The following is a 16,964-nucleotide window of genomic DNA, read 5'->3' on the forward strand; positions in this document are numbered from 1 at the left end:
ATCAGACTCCAGCGGCGACAGGGGCGTCGGACAGGTCGGCGGGCGAGGCCAGATGGCCCAGCACGGCGGTCGCGGCCGCGACCTGCGGTGACACCAGGTGCGTACGACCGCCCTTGCCCTGCCGGCCCTCGAAGTTGCGGTTGGAGGTGGACGCGGAGCGCTCACCGGGCGCCAGCTGGTCCGGGTTCATGCCCAGACACATCGAGCAGCCCGCGTGCCGCCATTCGGCGCCGGCCTCCTTGAAGACGACGTCCAGGCCCTCGGAGACGGCCTGGAGACCGACCCGCGCGGAGCCCGGGACGACCAGCATCCGTACGCCGTCGGCGACTTTGCGGCCCTTGACGAGCTCGGCCGCCGCGCGCAGGTCCTCGATACGGCCGTTGGTGCATGAACCTACGAAGACGGTGTCCACCTTGATGGAGCGCAGCGGCTGACCGGCCTCCAACCCCATGTATTCCAGGGCCTTTTCGGCGGCGAGGCGCTCCGAAGCGTCTTCGTACGAAGCGGGATCGGGGACGTTCGCCGAAAGCGGCGCGCCCTGGCCGGGGTTGGTGCCCCAGGTGACGAACGGCGACAGTTCGGCGGCCTCGATGACGACCTCGGCGTCGAACTCGGCGTCGTCGTCCGTCTTCAGGGTCCTCCAGTACGCGACGGCCGCGTCCCAGTCCTCGCCCTTGGGCGCGTGCGGGCGGCCCTCGAGGTAGTCGAAGGTGGTCTGGTCGGGGGCGATCATGCCCGCGCGGGCACCGGCCTCGATCGACATGTTGCAGATGGTCATCCGGGCCTCCATCGAGAGCTTCTCGATGGCGGGGCCGCGGTACTCCAGGACATAGCCCTGGCCGCCACCCGTACCGATCCTGGCGATGATCGCCAGGATCAGGTCCTTGGCGGTGACGCCGTCGGGCAGTTCGCCGTTGACCGTGATGGCCATGGTCTTCGGGCGGACCAGCGGCAGCGTCTGGGTGGCCAGCACGTGCTCGACCTGGGAGGTGCCGATGCCGAACGCCAGACCGCCGAAGGCGCCGTGCGTGGAGGTGTGGGAGTCACCGCAGACCACGGTCATGCCGGGCTGGGTCAGGCCCAGCTGCGGGCCGACGACGTGCACGACGCCCTGCTCGACGTCGCCCAGCGGGTGCAGGCGCACACCGAAGTCGGCGCAGTTCTTGCGCAGCGTCTCCAGCTGGATCCGGGAGACCGGGTCCGCGATGGGCTTGTCGATGTCGAGGGTCGGGGTGTTGTGGTCCTCGGTGGCGATGGTCAGGTCGAGCCGACGCACCTGGCGACCGCTCTTGCGCAGACCGTCGAAGGCCTGCGGGCTGGTCACCTCGTGCAGCAGGTGCAGATCGATGAAGAGGAGGTCGGGCTCGCCCTCGGCGCGCCGGACGACATGGTCGTCCCAGACCTTCTCCGCGAGTGTCCTACCCATCGCTTTCCCTCCGGCCGGCAAAGGTGCGCCGACCCAACTAGAGATCTTCAGGAAGCGGTGCCCGTGCCCCCTGTTGTCCGGGCAGCCGCCGCCAGGCCCGTTTGGTCCGCGGGCCGCTGTATGTCCAAGGGTTGCGCGTCTCACGAAAAAAGGAACTTGCGTTTCACAGAGTGAGACGTGAGTATCGTTGCATGGACAACAGTAGCGGCGTCGGCGTTCTGGACAAGGCAGCCCTTGTCCTCAGCGCCCTGGAGTCCGGTCCGGCCACCCTCGCGGGGCTTGTGGCGGCCACCGGACTGGCACGACCCACGGCCCACCGGCTGGCCGTGGCCCTGGAACACCACCGCATGGTGGCGCGCGACATGCAGGGCCGTTTCATTCTCGGCCCCCGCCTGGCGGAACTGGCTGCGGCCGCGGGTGAGGACCGCCTCCTCGCCACCGCCGGCCCGGTCCTCACCCACCTGCGGGACGTCACGGGCGAGAGCGCGCAGCTCTACCGCCGCCAGGGCGACATGCGCATCTGCGTCGCCGCGGCCGAGCGCCTGTCCGGCCTGCGGGACACCGTCCCGGTCGGCTCGACGCTCACCATGAAGGCCGGCTCCTCGGCCCAGATCCTGATGGCCTGGGAGGAGCCCGAGCGCCTGCACCGGGGGCTTCAGGGCGCCCGCTTCACGGCGACGGCCCTGTCGGGCGTACGGCGCCGCGGCTGGGCCCAGTCGATCGGCGAGCGCGAGCCGGGCGTCGCGTCCGTCTCCGCGCCCGTGCGCGGCCCCTCCAACCGCGTGGTGGCCGCCGTGTCGGTCTCCGGCCCCATCGAGCGCCTGACGCGCCACCCGGGCCGTATGCACGCCCAGGCGGTCATCGACGCCGCCGCCCGCCTCTCGGAGGCGCTGCGCCGCACCGGCTGACCTCGGGACACGACCAGCGGGGAGGACCTGCCCCAACGCCGCGGCAGGCCCTCCCCGTCCCCCGATCCCCCCGTCAGTTGGCTCCTTCGGCCACCTTCGCCCCCGCCGACCGGTGCGCGAACCGGTCGTTCGCGGTACGGCCCCGCCGCTCCAGCGGCACCTGACCGTGCGCGGCCGCCAGCCCGAAGGCCGGCATGTCGACGTAGATCGACTCGTACGACCCCTCGGGCACCACGTAGGCCTCGTGCCACAGCCCCACATGCTGCCGGAGCCTGCCCTTCCGTTCCTTGCGGTTGAGGGCTCCCCAGGCCCGCCGGTGGAACATGTCGGGCGCGTGCGCGTAGGCGTACAGCTTCTCCTTGGACTCCCAGTACTGAACGACGTAGTACGTCCGCGGCGAGGCCGTCAGCAGGACGTGGCCGAGCAGACCGCGCTCGGGCGCCTTCCCCAGCTCGCGCAGCATCCGCGGCATGCCCGCCAGCACCGGCAGCCAGTGGTGCACCGCCCAGAAGTGGTTGATGCGCATGCCGATCAGCAGGACGACCACGTCGCCCTCGGCGTCCGCGGTGGTACGGCCCGAGACCGGCCTGGCGAACATGACGAGCCCCCGTTTCCCCTGTCGGATAGCGGCACTATCCTTGTAAGCGGTGCTTGGATAGTGGCACTCCCCAATGAAAGGCGCAAGGCATGCGGCTGGCCGAACTGAGCGAGCGCAGCGGGGTGTCCACCGCGACGATCAAGTACTACCTGCGCGAAGGGCTGTTGGCCCCCGGCCGGCAGGTCAACGCGACGACGGCCGAGTACGACGAGGAGCACCTGCGCAGGCTGCGGCTGATCCGCGCGATGATCCAGGTCGGCCGGGTGCCGGTGGCGACGGTGCGGGAGGTGCTTGGACACGTCGACGACGACTCACTGCCCCGCGCCCTCCGCCTGGGCGCCTCGGTCTGGGCGCTGCCCCAGGTGCCGGAACCGGACGCGGAGGACGAGTTCGTCCAGGGCGCACGGCTCGCGATGGAGGAACTGCTCGCCACCCTGGGCTGGTCCAACGCGCAGTCCCTGGCCCCGCTCTCCCCCGCCTTCCGCTCCCTGGTGGTGGCGGCGGCCGCGCTGCGCCGACTCGGCTACGACTGGAGCCCCGAGACCCTCGTGCCCTACGCCCGGCTGATGCACCAAGTGGCGCGGCTGGACCTGGAGTTCATGGAGTCGCACGTCTCCGAGGCGGAGAAGGCGGAGGTCGCGGTGCTGGGTGTGGTCCTCGTCGACCCGATGCTGCGGGCGCTGCACCGGCTGGCACAGGAGGAGGAGTCGACGCGGCGGTACGGCTTCGAGTAGGTCCCGCGGGAACGACGAAGGCCCCCCACCGAAGTGGAGGGCCTTCTCGCTGCGTACCCCCGACCGGATTCGAACCGGCGCTACCGCCTTGAGAGGGCGGCGTGCTAGGCCGCTACACAACGGGGGCGTGGAGCCTGCTGGCGTTGAGTACTACATCGCCGCAGGTCCGAGCTGGTCTACCTGGACTCGAACCAAGACTAACTGAACCAGAATCAGTCGTGCTGCCAATTACACCATAGACCAATGTGGTTTAGACCAGTCAGTACCCCCGACCGGATTCGAACCGGCGCTACCGCCTTGAGAGGGCGGCGTGCTAGGCCGCTACACAACGGGGGCCCTAGCGATCCTGCGTCGATGGTGGTGGGAGCTACCCGAGCCACCTTCGCGGGAAGGATCTGTACCCCCGACCGGATTCGAACCGGCGCTACTGCCTTGAGAGGGCAGCGTGCTAGGCCGCTACACAACGGGGGCTTTGCAGATGAGCTCTGCGAGCTGGCCTACCTGGACTCGAACCAAGACTAACTGAACCAGAATCAGTCGTGCTGCCAATTACACCATAGGCCACTGGAACGCAAGCCCCGAGGGGGATCTTGTTCTAGTTGTACGCTCCGGGTTTCCGACCTCTCGGCCCGCTCCCCTCGGCGCAGGAAGAACATTACCCGAAGGTGGACGGGGCTCCAAAACGGGTATCCGCGCCGAGGAGCGCGGGGAGTTCGCCGAGGGTGGCGATCCGGTGGAGGCCGGCGGGCAGGACGTCGGGGAAGAGGCCGGGACGGCGACCTGACGCTGCTGGCACGCTGGGGCCATGAGCGAGTACCGGGTCCAGTTCACCGTCGAGGCCCGCGCGGCGTACGACGCCCTGCCCGGCGAGCGCAGGGCCCAGGTGGCCAGAGCCGTGCGCGTACTGGCCCGCGACCCGTTCCGGAAGACCTCGACGGCGCAGCTCGGCCCGGACGAACACCTGCGCAGGGCGTACGTCGCCCGTGGCGTGATGCTGGAGTACATGGTTGCCGGCGCGGTCATGGTCGTCGTCGTGCTGGAGATCTTCGACGAGAGCGCCTACCTCGTCGACGAGACGGACGCGGTGTAACCGACACGCCAAGGGGCGGTACCCGGAACCACCGGGTACCGCCCCTCAGGTGTCCGCTACGCGGCCAGCTTCGCCAGGGCCGCGTCGATGCGGGCCAGCGTCGTCTCCTTGCCCAGGATCTCCAGGGACTCGAAGAGGGGCAGGCCGACCGTGCGGCCGGTGACGGCCACGCGGACCGGGGCCTGGGCCTTGCCGAGCTTGAGGCCGTGCGCCTCGCCGGCGGCCAGGACGGCCTCCTTCAGGGACTCCGCCGAGGTCCAGTCCGCGGCCTGGAGCTTCTCGCGGGCCGTCGCGAGGAGGGCGTCGCTGCCCTCCTTCATGGCCTTCGTCCAGCTCGGCTCGTCGAAGACCGGCTCGGGCAGGAACAGGAAGTCGACGTTGTCCGTGATCTCCGACAGGACCTTCAGACGGGTCTGCGCGTGCGGGGCGACCGCCTGCCACTTCGCCTCGTCGAAGTCCTCCGGCGCCCACGGGGCGAACGGGGCCCTGAGCCAGGGGGCGCAGCGCTCGGTGAAGTCCTTCACGTCCAGCAGGCGGATGTGGTCGGCGTTGATCGCCTCGCACTTCTTCAGGTCGAAGCGCGCCGGGTTGGGGTTCACGTCGGCGACGTCGAAGGCGGCGACCATCTCGTCCATCGTGAAGATGTCCTGGTCGGCCGAGAGGGACCAGCCGAGCAGCGAGAGGTAGTTGAGCAGCCCCTCGGGGAGGAAGCCGCGCTCGCGGTAGAGGTTGAGCGAGGACTGCGGGTCGCGCTTGGAGAGCTTCTTGTTGCCCTCGCCCATGACGTACGGCAGGTGGCCGAAGTGCGGGATGCCCTTGGCGATGCCGAGCTCGATGAGCGCCTTGTAGAGGGCGATCTGGCGGGGCGTGGAGGAGAGCAGGTCCTCGCCGCGCAGGACGTGGGTGATCTCCATCAGGGCGTCGTCGACCGGGTTGACCAGGGTGTAGAGCGGGGCTCCGTTGGCGCGGACGATGCCGTAGTCCGGGACGTTCTCCGGGGTGAAGGTCAGCTCCCCGCGGACCAGGTCCGTGAAGGTGATCGTCTCGTCGGGCATGCGGAAGCGGACGATCGGGGCACGGCCCTGGGCCTGGTACTCCTCGACCTGCGCGTCGGTCAGGTCGCGGCAGTGGCCGTCGTAGCCGGAGGGCTTGCCGGCGGCGCGGGCGGCCTCGCGGCGGGTGTCCAGCTCCTCCTGGGAGCAGTAGCAGCGGTAGGCGTGGCCGGCGTCCAGGAGCTTGGCCGCGACGTCCTTGTAGAGGTCCATGCGCTGCGACTGACGGTACGGCGCGTGCGGGCCGCCGACCTCGGGGCCCTCGTCCCAGTCGAAGCCCAGCCAGCGCATCGAGTCGAGCAGCTGGGTGTAGGACTCCTCGGAGTCGCGGGCCGCGTCGGTGTCCTCGATGCGGAAGACGAGCGTGCCCTGGTGGTGCTTGGCGAACGCCCAGTTGAACAGGGCGGTGCGGACCAGGCCCACGTGGGGGTTGCCGGTGGGCGAGGGGCAGAACCGGACGCGGACGGGGGGGACGGGTGCGCTAGCCACGCTTGACAACCTTGTTGGTGAGAGTGCCGATGCCTTCGATGGTGACGGCGACCTCGTCGCCGACGGTGAGCGGTCCGACGCCTGCCGGGGTGCCCGTGAGGATGACGTCGCCGGGGAGCAGCGTCATGGCCTCGGAGATGTTGACGATCAGATCCTCGATGCCGTGGATCATCTCGCTGGTGCGGCCGAGCTGGCGCTGCTCGCCGTTGACGGTGAGCTGGATCGTCAGGTCCGAGGCCGTCTTCAGGTCCAGGTCCGTCTCCACCCAGGGGCCCAGCGGGCAGGAGCTGTCGAAGCCCTTCGCCCGGGCCCACTGCTTCTCGCGCTTCTGGACGTCACGGGCGGTGATGTCGTTCGCGCAGGTGAAGCCGAAGATGACGTCCTTGACGCGGTCACGCGGGACCTCGCGGCACATGCGGCCGATGACGACGGCCAGTTCGGCCTCGTGGTGGACGTCCTCGGAGAAGGAGGGGTACCGGATCTCGTCGCCGGGGCCGATCACCGAGGTGGAGGGCTTGAAGAAGGCGAACGGGGCGTCGGGGACCTCGTTGCCGAGTTCGCGCGCGTGCTCGGCGTAGTTGCGGCCGAAGGCCACGACCTTGTTGGGGAGCACCGGCGGCAGCAGCCTGACCTTGCTCAGCGGGACCTTGGTGCCGGAGAGCTCGAAGTCCGCGAACGGGATGCCCTTGATGATGTCGAGGACGAGCTCCTCGGGCTTGTCACCCTCGACCGCGCCGAAGGCGACGTTCCCGTCGATGGAGAATCTGGCGATGCGCACGGGATTCCTGGGCCCCTCACTGAGCTGGCTGGAGTCTGACGCTCCAGGCTAACGCGGGGAGGGGTGCCCAGAGCCTTTGGGCACCCCTGCGGGTGGGCGCCTCGGAGTCACGGCGGGCGCCCGGACGGTCGTACGGCTGTGATCTACTCGGCGGCGGCGGTGACCGGGACGTCCATCAGGACCGTGCGGCGCGGGTTGGCCGTCTGGGCCGGGAGGTCGACGGCGTGCTCCGGGAGCTCCGGGGTCCGCAGGTCGTCGGCGTCCTCGAGGTGCGCCAGCGTCGTGCGCCGCGGGTTGGCAATGTTGCGGAACATCATCGTCGTCTTCACGGTTGTACGGAACCTTGTCGTCGTCGGGCGCCGGGCGGGGCCTCAAGGGGCCGCCGGGGGGCGCGGGTTGTCAAAGTGTTACGTCTTGTAAAGCGTCAGGCTAAACATGGGATTCCCCTTCGAAGGCGTGAAGACCCCATGATCCCCGTGTGAGTTTGCTCACCAGCCTGGGCGCAAACCGGTCAATTCAGGCCCGCAACTCACCCTAACGAAACGGACATTGACCCCCTGAAGCCACCATTCCGCTCCTGATCATGGCGACTGGGACACCCGTGCCATGACAGGGTTCCGCCCGGGTACGTCCGGTTTGGGGCGGATCACTTTCTACGGCTGGTAACCCATCCCTCACGTGCTGTCACGGAGGTCACAGCCTGGCCTACGGCCCTTGTTGGAGATCCGGCACTGTGCTGGAATCTCACGGACCGCCGCAGGAACGAGCCGGCGCACAGGGGGCGCTTCGCGCGCCGAGTGGCGGCGAGAAGGGGGAACCAGCGCCGGTCACTCACGACCATCGGGGGGCGTAATTCAGGACGCCCCCTAGTACGCCGACACCGTGCTCCTGCGTTCACGCGGAGGGGCGCCTGGTCCAGAGGTTGCGACGCTAGTGCAGGGACGTTTCAAGAGGGATGGCAGCGCTTCGGCGGAGCCGGAGCCGCACGGCGGGACTGGCCCCGTGAAAGGCAGCTCCGCGCCCCAGCACGCCCAGAACCCGGGCCCGGCGGCCCCGTCCGGCGACGGAGGCGACCGCTCCGGGCGTCCCGGCACGGCGTCCTCCGGCCCCGCGAACCCCGCCGCCCCGGCGGGCAAGCCGGCGAAGAACCCGACCGGTCCCGGCTCGCGCATGGCGCTGCGCAACTGGCGTATCTCCACGCGTCTGGTCTCGCTGCTCGCGCTGCCCGTGGTCGCGGCCACCTCGCTGGGCGCGCTGCGCATCAGCGACAACATGGACGACATCCAGCAGCTCGAGAACATGAAGCTGCTGACGGACATGACCAAGCAGGCGACGGCGCTGGCCGACGCGCTCCAGGCGGAGCGCGACCAGTCGGCCGGACCGCTGGCGCACGGCTCCAGCGCGACCGACTACACGATCAAGGGGCTGCGGGACAAGACCGACCGCGCCAGGGAAGACTTCGTCGACGCCTCCGAGGAGATCGACGACAGCAACGACGGCAGCCTCCAGGGCATCCGCGAGAACCTGGTGCTGCTCGTCCACAACCTGAGCGACATCGAGCAGGTCCGCAACTCCGCGTACGAGTCCCAGGGCAACTCCACCCAGACGGTGGAGGCGTACCACCGCCTCATCACGCAGCTGCTCGGTCTGTCGCAGGACATGGCGCAGGCGACCAGCAACCCCGAGATGATCCAGCGCACGCGTGCCCTGGCGGCCTTCTCCGCCGCCAAGGAGTACGCCTCCGTGCAGCGCGCGGTCCTCGCCGCGGCCCTGCCCGCGAACAAGAACGAGTTCGGCGACCTCTCCGAGAACGACCGCCTCTACGGCCAGTCGGCGTTCGAGAACGAGGAAGCCGACATCAAGAGCTTCGTCGCGATCTACGGCAAGAGCAGCGGCGCCGCCGAACTGCTCGACCCGATCAGCGACAACAACGCGACCATCGAGTCCGCCGAGACCTACGCCAGCCGCGCCCTGCGGTCCGAGGACGGTCTGGAGAACCTGGACAAGCGGTCGTACAAGGACTGGCTGGACGACAGCTCCACCAAGATCGACCAGATGGGCAAGATCGAGCACACGCTGCTCGAGGAGATGGAGCAGAAGGCCCGCGAGCTGCGCAACGAGTCCGAGCGGGAAGCGATCATCTCCGGTGCGCTGATCCTGCTCGTGCTCGGCATCTCGCTGGTCGGCGCCTTCGTCGTGGCCCGCTCCATGATCCGCTCGCTGCGCCGGCTGGAGGAGACCGCCACCAAGGTCGCCACGGACCGGCTGCCCGAGCTGGTCAAGCAGCTGTCCGAGTCCGACCCGCAGGACGTCGACACGTCCGTGGAGTCGGTCGGTGTGCACTCCCGTGACGAGATCGGCAAGGTGGCCGCGGCCTTCGACGACGTGCACCGCGAGGCCGTCCGCCTCGCCGCCGAGCAGGCCCTGCTGCGGGGCAACGTCAACGCGATGTTCACCAACCTCTCGCGCCGCTCCCAGGGCCTCATCCAGCGCCAGCTGTCGCTGATCTCCGAGCTCGAGTCCCGTGAGGCCGACCCGGACCAGCTGTCCTCGCTGTTCAAGCTGGACCACCTCGCGACCCGTATGCGCCGGAACGGCGAGAACCTCCTCGTCCTCGCCGGTGAGGAGCCCGGCCGCCGCTGGACCCGCCCGGTCCCGCTGGTCGACGTGCTGCGCGCCGCCGCCTCCGAGGTGGAGCAGTACGAGCGCATCGAGTTGTCCTCGGTCCCGACCACCGAGGTCGCCGGCCGGGTCGTCAACGACCTCGTGCACCTGCTCGCCGAGCTGCTGGAGAACGCCACCTCGTTCTCCTCCCCGCAGACCAAGGTCAAGGTCACCGGTCACGCGCTGCCCGACGGCCGCGTCCTGATCGAGATCCACGACACCGGCATCGGCCTCTCCCCCGAGGACCTCGCCGCGATCAACGAGCGGCTCGCCTCGCCGCCCACCGTGGACGTCTCCGTCTCCCGCCGCATGGGTCTGTTCGTGGTCGGCCGGCTGTCGCAGCGCCACGGCATCCGCATCCAGCTCCGCCCGTCCGACTCCGGTGGTACGACCGCGCTGGTCATGCTGCCCGTCGACGTCGCCCAGGGCGGCAAGAAGCCGCAGCCCAAGCCCGGTCAGGGTGCCGGTGGCGCCCCGTCCGCCGCGCAGGCGGCCGCCGGTGTGGCCGCGGCCCGCCGCGGTGGCGGCCAGCAGGGCGGCGGCCCGCTCGGCGCGGGTGCGCCCGCCGGTGGCGGTGTCCTCGGCGCGGGTACGCAGTCCGGTGGCCGGCTCGGTACCGGTCAGGGGCCGCGGGCCGCGCTGCCGGGCACGGGCAACGGCGGTCGTCCGGGTGCGCCGGGTGGCGCGCGCGGTCCGCAGTCCCCCTCGGCCCCCGCGCAGGGCCGGCCCTCGCCCGCCGGTGCGGGCGCCGGGTTCGGCGGTCAGGCGCCGGGCGCCCCGCAGGGCCTCCAGGCCGCGGGCACGTCCGCGCCGCAGAACGCCTTCGGCGGCGGGCGCGGTCCGGTGCCGCCGCAGCAGTCCCCCGCCGTCGGCAACTCCGGCAACTCCGGCAACTCCGGCAACGAGCAGCAGGGCCGTCGCCGTGGGCGTCAGCTCCCGGGCCGGGGCGGTCCGCGGGCCGAGCTGCCCGGCGGCAACGCCCAGCAGCCCCGGACGCCGAGCTGGAGCGACGAGAACGCCCAGCCGCAGGTCTCCCGGGCCTCGCTGGACACCCCGCGCGGCCATGACGAGCAGGACGCCTCGCAGACGTCCCGCATGCCGCGGATCGACGACCGGCAGGGTCCGGGCGCCACCACGGAGATGCCCGCGATCGGCCGGTTCGACGGTCACCAGGGTCCGGGCTCCACCTCGGAGTTCGCCCGCCCCGACTTCGACGCGCCGCAGAACGCGCCGCAGAACACCGGTCAGTTCGCCCGCTCCGAGTTCGACGCCCCGCACAGCGGCACGGACGCGTACGTCCGCCCGGACGTCTACGGCTCCCCGGCGCACAACGGCCCTGCCACGACGGGCCAGTTCGCCAGTCCGCAGGGTTACGACAACGGCTCCACGGGCCAGTTCCCGATGCCGGGCCAGGACGGCGGCTCCAGCACCGGCCAGCACGCGCTGCCCGGTCACCACAACCCCCAGCAGACCGGTCAGTTCGAGCGGCCGCAGCAGAACGTCGGGCACGGTCCCGCCGACTTCGGCGCCCCGCGTCCCCCGGTCCCGCAGCGTCCGCAGCGCCCCGTCCGCCAGGAGCCCGAGGCACTGCCTCCGGCGCCCCCCGGTGGCGGCGACGGGCGGACGCCGCTGTACGACACCCTGGAGACCAACTGGTTCCACGGTCAGCAGGGTCAGCAGGACCAGCGGCAGGACAGCGCTCCGGCCGAGGCGCCGCAGCAGCAGACCCCCGCGGCCCCTGCCCAGCGTCCGGCGGCCACCGCCGGGTGGCGCAGCTCGCCGAACGACGACCTCGTTCGGCAGGCGGAGCGCGTACGGCAGCCGGCCGCCGGCGGTGTCACCACCTCCGGTCTGCCGCGCCGGGTGCCCCGGGCGAACCTCGTCCCGGGCACGGCTCAGCAGCAACAGCACCAAAGCGGTCCGGCGGTCTCGCGTGCGCCTGATGACGTACGCGGCCGGCTGACCAATCTCCGTCGGGGTATCGCACAAGGTCGTCAGGCCGGCACCGGCCAGACGGGCAGCTTCCCGAGCCCCACTCACCAGCAGGAGCGTTAGTTGAGCCCGATGAGCCAGGCGGCACAGAACCTGAACTGGTTGATCACCAACTTCGTGGACAACACCCCCGGGGTGTCCCACACCGTCGTCGTGTCCGCCGACGGCCTTCTGCTGGCGATGTCCGAGGGTTTCCCGCGTGACCGTGCCGACCAGCTGGCGGCCGTCGCGTCGGGACTCACCTCGCTGACGGCCGGGGCCTCCCGGATCTTCGAGGGCGGCAACGTGGCACAGACGGTCGTCGAGATGGAGCGGGGCTTCCTGTTCCTGATGTCCGTCTCGGACGGCTCTTCGCTGGCCGTGCTCGCACACCCCGAGTGCGACATCGGCCTCGTCGGCTACGAGATGGCACTGCTCGTCGACCGCGCGGGAGCGGTGCTCACGCCCGATCTCCGCGCCGAACTACAGGGCAGTCTGCTTCACTGACCGGCCCGGATCCACCCGTCTCACCACATCACCGTCCGGCCGCCACAATCCCCCCACAGGCCATGTCAGACGGCTTGACCGACCGACTTGCTGTCCCGCCCGGAGGATTCATGACCCCGCCCACCGCCTCTCATGATCCGTACGCGGAGCCGTACGAGGATGAGGGCGACCAGCCGCTGGTACGTCCGTACGCGATGACCGGCGGCCGGACCCGGCCGCGCTACCAGCTCGCCATCGAGGCCCTGATCAGCACGACGGCCGACCCGGCAGCGCTCATGGGGCTGCTCCCGGAGCACCAGCGCATCTGCCACCTGTGCCGTGAGGTCAAGTCGGTGGCGGAGGTGTCGGCACTGCTGGCCATGCCGCTCGGCGTGGCCCGCATCCTCGTCGCGGACCTCGCCGAGGCCGGACTTGTCGCCATTCACCAGCCGGGCGGCGACGAGAGCACCGGCGCCCCGGACGTGACACTGCTCGAAAGGGTGCTCAGTGGACTTCGCAAGCTCTGACGGAGGCCGGGCGACCACCTCCGCGAAGATCGTGGTGGCCGGCGGCTTCGGCGTCGGCAAGACCACGTTCGTGGGCGCCGTCTCCGAGATCAACCCGCTGCGCACCGAGGCCGTGATGACCTCGGCGAGCGCGGGGATCGACGACCTCACGCACACCGGGGACAAGACCACCACCACGGTGGCCATGGACTTCGGCCGCATCACGCTCGACCAGGACCTGATCCTGTACCTCTTCGGTACGCCGGGCCAGGACCGCTTCTGGTTCATGTGGGACGACCTGGTCCGCGGCGCGATCGGCGCGGTCGTGCTGGTGGACACCCGCCGTCTCGCCGACTGCTTCCCCGCGGTCGACTACTTCGAGAACAGCGGTCTGCCCTTCGTCGTGGCCCTCAACGGCTTCGACGGGCACCAGCCGTACGCCCCGGAGGAGGTGCGCGAGGCGCTCCAGATCGGACCGGACACCCCGATCATCACCACGGACGCCCGGCACCGTTCGGATGCGAAGAGTGCGCTGATCACGCTGGTGGAGCACGCTTTGATGGCACGCCTGCGCTAGCACCCAAATCGTCCCTTGTATACGGCAGTTGTCGTAGGAGTCCCGGAGCCGGCTGTGTCCTTTGACACGGTCGGCCCCGGTGTTCATAACGTTTCGGCAGAGGAATCGGGTGGTATGGCCACGCGTCGTTGTCAAGCGGTGTCGCTGCGCGCACGAAGGCCCCGTCTTTTGACGGGGCTCGCTCTTTATGACCGTTTTATCTAGGACTTACCACCGTGGGTCCCACCGGTCTCCCATGTTTGGAGGTCCGCAGGCCCCCATGCTGGAATGCCTGAACTGCCCAATAGTCAAAGACGTACTCATGAGTCGATGGCGAACCGGGCTCTGAGAGACTGCGGCACAACGTTGGTGCCGACCCCGCCGAGAGGTTGTTGGTCGAGTGAGGCGAAGCAAGAACGGTCCCGAGCCGTCGGCGCGGGGCAACTTCACCCCGCCGCCGCGCGGAGCGGCGCCCGCCCCTGTGCCCGGTTCGGAACCGACGGCCGCTCCCGCCCCGAGCGGCGGCCGTCTCTCCCCGCGCAACTGGCGTGTGCCGACCCGGCTGAACGCGATCCTGCTCATACCCGTGCTGGTCGGCCTCGTCATGGGCGGCTTCCAGGTGAAGAGCTCGATCGACACCTGGCAGGAGGCCGAGGACGCGGAGAAGACCGCCCGCCTGGTCCAGGCCGCCCTGACCTACGGCGACGCCCTCTACACCGAGCGCGACACCACCGCCGCCCCGCTGCTTCAGGGCCTGGGCGCGGACGACAAGACGGTCGTCGCCGCCCGCAAGGCCACGGACACCGCCGCCGACGCCTTCGACCAGGCCGCGCAGAACATGCCGCAGAAGGCGGGCCTCAAGCGCCGCCTGGAGCTGTTCCGCGAGGAGGAGCCCAAGCTCCAGTCCCTGCGCACGGCCGCGTACACCAAGCGGCTCACGGGGGTGAAGACCGAAGAGGGGTACGTCGAGGTCGCGCACCCCCTGATGGAGTTCGCCAACGAGCTCGGTCTCGGCACCGGAAACATCACCAGCTACGGCCGTACCGTCTACGCCATCGCGCTGACCAAGGCCTCCCTGTCGCTCGAGCGCGCCATCGGCATGCACCTGCTGATCAAGCCGGGCCCCGAGGACTCCGACCTGGCCGCCCAGCGCACCGCGCTCACCTCGTACGCCTACCTCGAGGGCATCGCCATCGAGGAGTACATCGGCGGTGGCACCGAGGCCGACGCGCAGAAGCTGACCACGCTGCAGAAGCAGGCGGCGGCGGACGGCGCGGCGATGGCCCAGCAGGCCAAGCAGAAGAACCCCGACTACGTGGCCCCGCCGGAGAACCCGGTCACGATGGTCAAGTACATCGGTTCGCTGACCTCCACGGACAAGTCCGAGCGGGACGCGCTCGCCACGAAGGGTGTCACCGCCGAGAACTGGTGGGCGGTCAACACCCTCAAGTACAACGCCTACCGCACCATCGAGTCCGACATGGCCGACAAGGCGGTGGCCGAGGCCGCGAGCATCGCCGACGACGCCAAGCGGGACGCCTTCATCACCGGCGCCGCGGTCGTGGTCGCCCTGCTCGCCGCGTTCATCCTGGCCGGCATGGTCGCCCGCCAGATGTCCCGCGCCATGCGCCAGCTGCGCAACGCCGCCTTCGGCATCGCCGAGCAGCGCCTGCCGATGCTGGTCGACCAGCTCTCCCGTACCGACCCCGGCCGGGTCGACACCCGGGTGGCGCCGATCCCGATCAACTCGACCGACGAGATCGGCGAGGTCGCCCGGGCCTTCGACCAGGTCCACCGCGAGGCCGTCCGGCTCGCCGCCGAGCAGGCCCTGCTGCGGGGCAACATCAACGCGATCTTCACCAACCTCTCGCGCCGCAACCAGTCCCTGATCGAGGGCCAGCTGACCCTGATCACCGAACTGGAGAACAACGAGGCCGACCCCGACCAGCTGGAGAACCTCTTCCGCCTGGACCACCTCGCGACCCGCATGCGCCGCAACGGCGAGAACCTCCTGGTCCTCGCCGGCGAGGAGCCCGGTCGCCGCTGGGACCAGCCGGTCCCGCTGGTCGACGTGCTGCGCGCCGCCTCCTCCGAGGTGGAGCAGTACGAGCGCATCGAGCTGTCCGGTGTCCCGGAGGCCGAGATCCACGGCCGCGCCGTGACCGACCTCGTGCACCTGCTCGCCGAGCTGCTGGAGAACGCCACCACGTTCTCCTCCCCGCAGACCAAGGTCCGCGTCACCGCGACCCGTCTGCCCGACGGCCGCGTGATGATCGAGATCCACGACAAGGGCATCGGCCTGACCGCCGAGGACTTCGCGGACATCAACCACAAGCTGGCCAACCCGCCGACCGTGGACGCCGCGATCTCGCAGCGCATGGGCCTGTTCGTGGTCGGCCGACTGTCCGACCGGCACGGCATCCGCGTCCAGCTGCGCCCCTCCGGCGAGCAGGCCGGCACGACCTCGCTGGTCATGCTGCCCGACGCGATCACCCACGGTGGCGGTGGCGAGCAGCAGCCGGCCGCCGACGAGTTCACGGTCTCGCAGATCATCCCGGAGCAGAGCTTCGGCGGCGAGGACTTCAGCAACGGCGGCCTGCCCATGCGCACGGCCGCGGAGCTGGGCTTCGACGACAGCCGCTACACCGAGGTCCCGGACGACATCCGTGAGCTGGACCCGGTGGGCCGCTCCCTCATGCGTGAGGAGCGCCGCGCGGCCCTGGAGGCCCAGGCCCAGGGCGAGCAGTCCCTGGAGGGCACCGCGGGCCAGTCGTACGGCGACGGGTTCGACACCCGGCCGACCGGCTACGACAACGGCCACGGCGGTTACCAGCAGCCCGGCGCCTACGAGGAGCAGCAGCAGTCGGCCTACGCCGAGCCGCAGCACGCCCCGTACGAGGAGCAGCAGCAGCCGTCGTACGACGAGCAGTACTACGCGCCGAACGGCGGGCTGCCGCAGAACGACGCCTACTCCGCAGGCGGGGGCTACCCCGAGTCGGCCGCCACCGGCTATGCGGAGTCGGGCCAGGAGGAGCAGACGGGTGCGCACGCCTCCGTCCCGGACTCCATCCCGGCCTTCGAGGAGCGGCGCTACCAGGACGACTGGCCGCAGCAGGACGGGTACCAGAACGGCTACCAGGAGCAGTACGCTCCCGAAGCGGAATCCGCGCAGGCCGCTGACGTCAGTGAGCGCGACCGCGTAGGCTTCGACCGTCCGGGTCCGGCCCCGTCGGCCGTCCACGACCTGACCGAGGCAGGGCTTCCCCGCCGCGGATCCACCGGGGGCGGAGCGAACGGCGCGGCTCGGGCGAACGGCACGGGCAGCACGACCGACATGTTCGGCTCGCGGCCCGTGAACCAGGAGCCGGCGTCCTCCGCGCCGGAGAACAACGCAACCGGCAACGGCGACTGGCGCTCGGCCAACGACGAGCGCTGGCAGCAGGCATCGGCGCTGCGCAAGCCCAAGGCGGGCGGGGTCACCTCCTCCGGTCTGCCGAGGCGGGTGCCCAAGGCCAACCTGGTCGAGGGCGCCGCCGAGAACACCCCCCAGGGCGGCCCACAGGTCTCCCGCGCTCCCGAGGACGTCCGGGGCAGGTTGAGCAACCTGCGCCGCGGTGTCGAGCGGGGCCGCAGCGCAAGCAGTGAAACGAACGGTCAGGGCTTCGGTTCTGACAGCACCTACAACCAGGAGCGTTAGTGTGAGCCC

At 70.4% G+C, this 16,964-nt stretch carries 13 protein-coding genes, 5 tRNA genes and 1 pseudogene; 8 read left to right on the top strand and 11 right to left on the bottom strand.

Translation table 11 applies throughout. From position 1 onward, the window contains the following. Position 1 precedes the first annotated feature (1 nt). Positions 2-1,426: a 3-isopropylmalate dehydratase large subunit gene (leuC, locus tag ACH41F_RS28330; RefSeq protein ID WP_398838031.1), complete on the bottom strand. Its 1,425-nt coding sequence runs from the start codon at positions 1,424-1,426 to the stop codon at positions 2-4. Between the two features lie 191 nt (positions 1,427-1,617). On the opposite strand from leuC, the gene ndgR reads away from it, so the two are divergent. Continuing rightward, complete coding sequence (gene ndgR, locus ACH41F_RS28335; protein WP_015036427.1) at positions 1,618-2,334, top strand: IclR family transcriptional regulator NdgR; 717 nt, start codon at positions 1,618-1,620, stop codon at positions 2,332-2,334. A 73-nt stretch (positions 2,335-2,407) separates the two neighbouring features. Here the strand turns inward: ndgR and ACH41F_RS28340 are convergent, their stop codons facing one another. Then, positions 2,408-2,932 carry a DUF4188 domain-containing protein gene (locus tag ACH41F_RS28340; RefSeq protein ID WP_398838033.1) on the bottom strand — a complete coding sequence of 175 codons (525 nt, stop codon included), beginning with the start codon at positions 2,930-2,932 and terminating at the stop codon, positions 2,408-2,410. An 89-nt stretch (positions 2,933-3,021) separates the two neighbouring features. On the opposite strand from ACH41F_RS28340, the gene ACH41F_RS28345 reads away from it, so the two are divergent. Then, a complete protein-coding gene (locus ACH41F_RS28345; RefSeq protein ID WP_398838034.1) occupies positions 3,022-3,666 on the top strand; it encodes a MerR family transcriptional regulator in 645 nt (214 codons plus the stop codon). 54 nt (positions 3,667-3,720) lie between these two features. Here ACH41F_RS28345 and ACH41F_RS28350 read toward each other — a convergent pair. The 6 genes and pseudogenes from ACH41F_RS28350 to ACH41F_RS28375 all read right to left on the bottom strand — a co-directional run. Beyond that, a tRNA-Glu gene (locus ACH41F_RS28350) sits at positions 3,721-3,793 on the bottom strand. Positions 3,794-3,837: 44 nt separating this feature from the next. Then, positions 3,838-3,909, bottom strand: a tRNA-Gln gene (locus ACH41F_RS28355). 20 nt (positions 3,910-3,929) lie between these two features. Next, positions 3,930-4,002 (bottom strand) — tRNA-Glu (locus tag ACH41F_RS28360). 62 nt (positions 4,003-4,064) lie between these two features. Continuing rightward, a tRNA-Glu gene (locus ACH41F_RS28365) sits at positions 4,065-4,137 on the bottom strand. A gap of 21 nt (positions 4,138-4,158) precedes the next feature. Next, positions 4,159-4,230: transfer RNA gene (locus ACH41F_RS28370), tRNA-Gln, on the bottom strand. Between the two features lie 91 nt (positions 4,231-4,321). Continuing rightward, positions 4,322-4,414: pseudogene (locus ACH41F_RS28375) on the bottom strand (HAD family hydrolase); the annotation flags it as partial. Between the two features lie 57 nt (positions 4,415-4,471). Here ACH41F_RS28375 and ACH41F_RS28380 point away from each other — a divergent pair. Next, on the top strand, positions 4,472-4,756 hold the full coding sequence (locus ACH41F_RS28380; protein WP_398838035.1) for a hypothetical protein: 285 nt from the start codon (positions 4,472-4,474) through the stop codon (positions 4,754-4,756). 56 nt (positions 4,757-4,812) lie between these two features. On the opposite strand, the gene gltX is transcribed toward ACH41F_RS28380, so the two are convergent. The 3 genes from gltX to ACH41F_RS28395 form a co-directional block, all read right to left on the bottom strand. After that, a complete protein-coding gene (gltX, locus tag ACH41F_RS28385) occupies positions 4,813-6,297 on the bottom strand; it encodes a glutamate--tRNA ligase (protein WP_391232534.1) in 1,485 nt (494 codons plus the stop codon). Next, positions 6,290-7,075, bottom strand: a complete 786-nt coding sequence (locus ACH41F_RS28390) for a fumarylacetoacetate hydrolase family protein (RefSeq protein WP_391232535.1) — start codon at positions 7,073-7,075, stop codon at positions 6,290-6,292. The genes gltX and ACH41F_RS28390 overlap by 8 nt, the downstream gene beginning before the upstream one ends. A gap of 143 nt (positions 7,076-7,218) precedes the next feature. Beyond that, positions 7,219-7,404: a hypothetical protein gene (locus ACH41F_RS28395; RefSeq protein ID WP_391232537.1), complete on the bottom strand. Its 186-nt coding sequence runs from the start codon at positions 7,402-7,404 to the stop codon at positions 7,219-7,221. Positions 7,405-8,008: 604 nt separating this feature from the next. Here ACH41F_RS28395 and ACH41F_RS28400 point away from each other — a divergent pair. From ACH41F_RS28400 to ACH41F_RS28420, 5 genes are all read left to right on the top strand, one after another. Beyond that, positions 8,009-11,794, top strand: a complete 3,786-nt coding sequence (locus ACH41F_RS28400) for a nitrate- and nitrite sensing domain-containing protein (RefSeq protein ID WP_398838036.1) — start codon at positions 8,009-8,011, stop codon at positions 11,792-11,794. 9 nt (positions 11,795-11,803) lie between these two features. Further along, positions 11,804-12,217 carry a roadblock/LC7 domain-containing protein gene (locus ACH41F_RS28405; protein ID WP_003973453.1) on the top strand — a complete coding sequence of 138 codons (414 nt, stop codon included), beginning with the start codon at positions 11,804-11,806 and terminating at the stop codon, positions 12,215-12,217. Positions 12,218-12,327: 110 nt separating this feature from the next. Beyond that, complete coding sequence (locus ACH41F_RS28410; RefSeq protein WP_030611532.1) at positions 12,328-12,723, top strand: DUF742 domain-containing protein; 396 nt, start codon at positions 12,328-12,330, stop codon at positions 12,721-12,723. Beyond that, positions 12,704-13,279 carry an ATP/GTP-binding protein gene (locus tag ACH41F_RS28415; protein WP_015657619.1) on the top strand — a complete coding sequence of 192 codons (576 nt, stop codon included), beginning with the start codon at positions 12,704-12,706 and terminating at the stop codon, positions 13,277-13,279. Before ACH41F_RS28410 ends, ACH41F_RS28415 begins: the two co-directional genes overlap by 20 nt. Positions 13,280-13,658: 379 nt before the next feature. Continuing rightward, a complete protein-coding gene (locus ACH41F_RS28420) occupies positions 13,659-16,955 on the top strand; it encodes a nitrate- and nitrite sensing domain-containing protein (RefSeq protein WP_391232541.1) in 3,297 nt (1,098 codons plus the stop codon). The last annotated feature ends 9 nt before the right edge of the window (positions 16,956-16,964 follow it).

The sequence above is a fragment of the Streptomyces sp. NPDC020489 genome (assembly GCF_044386545.1).
GTDB lineage: Bacteria > Actinomycetota > Actinomycetes > Streptomycetales > Streptomycetaceae > Streptomyces.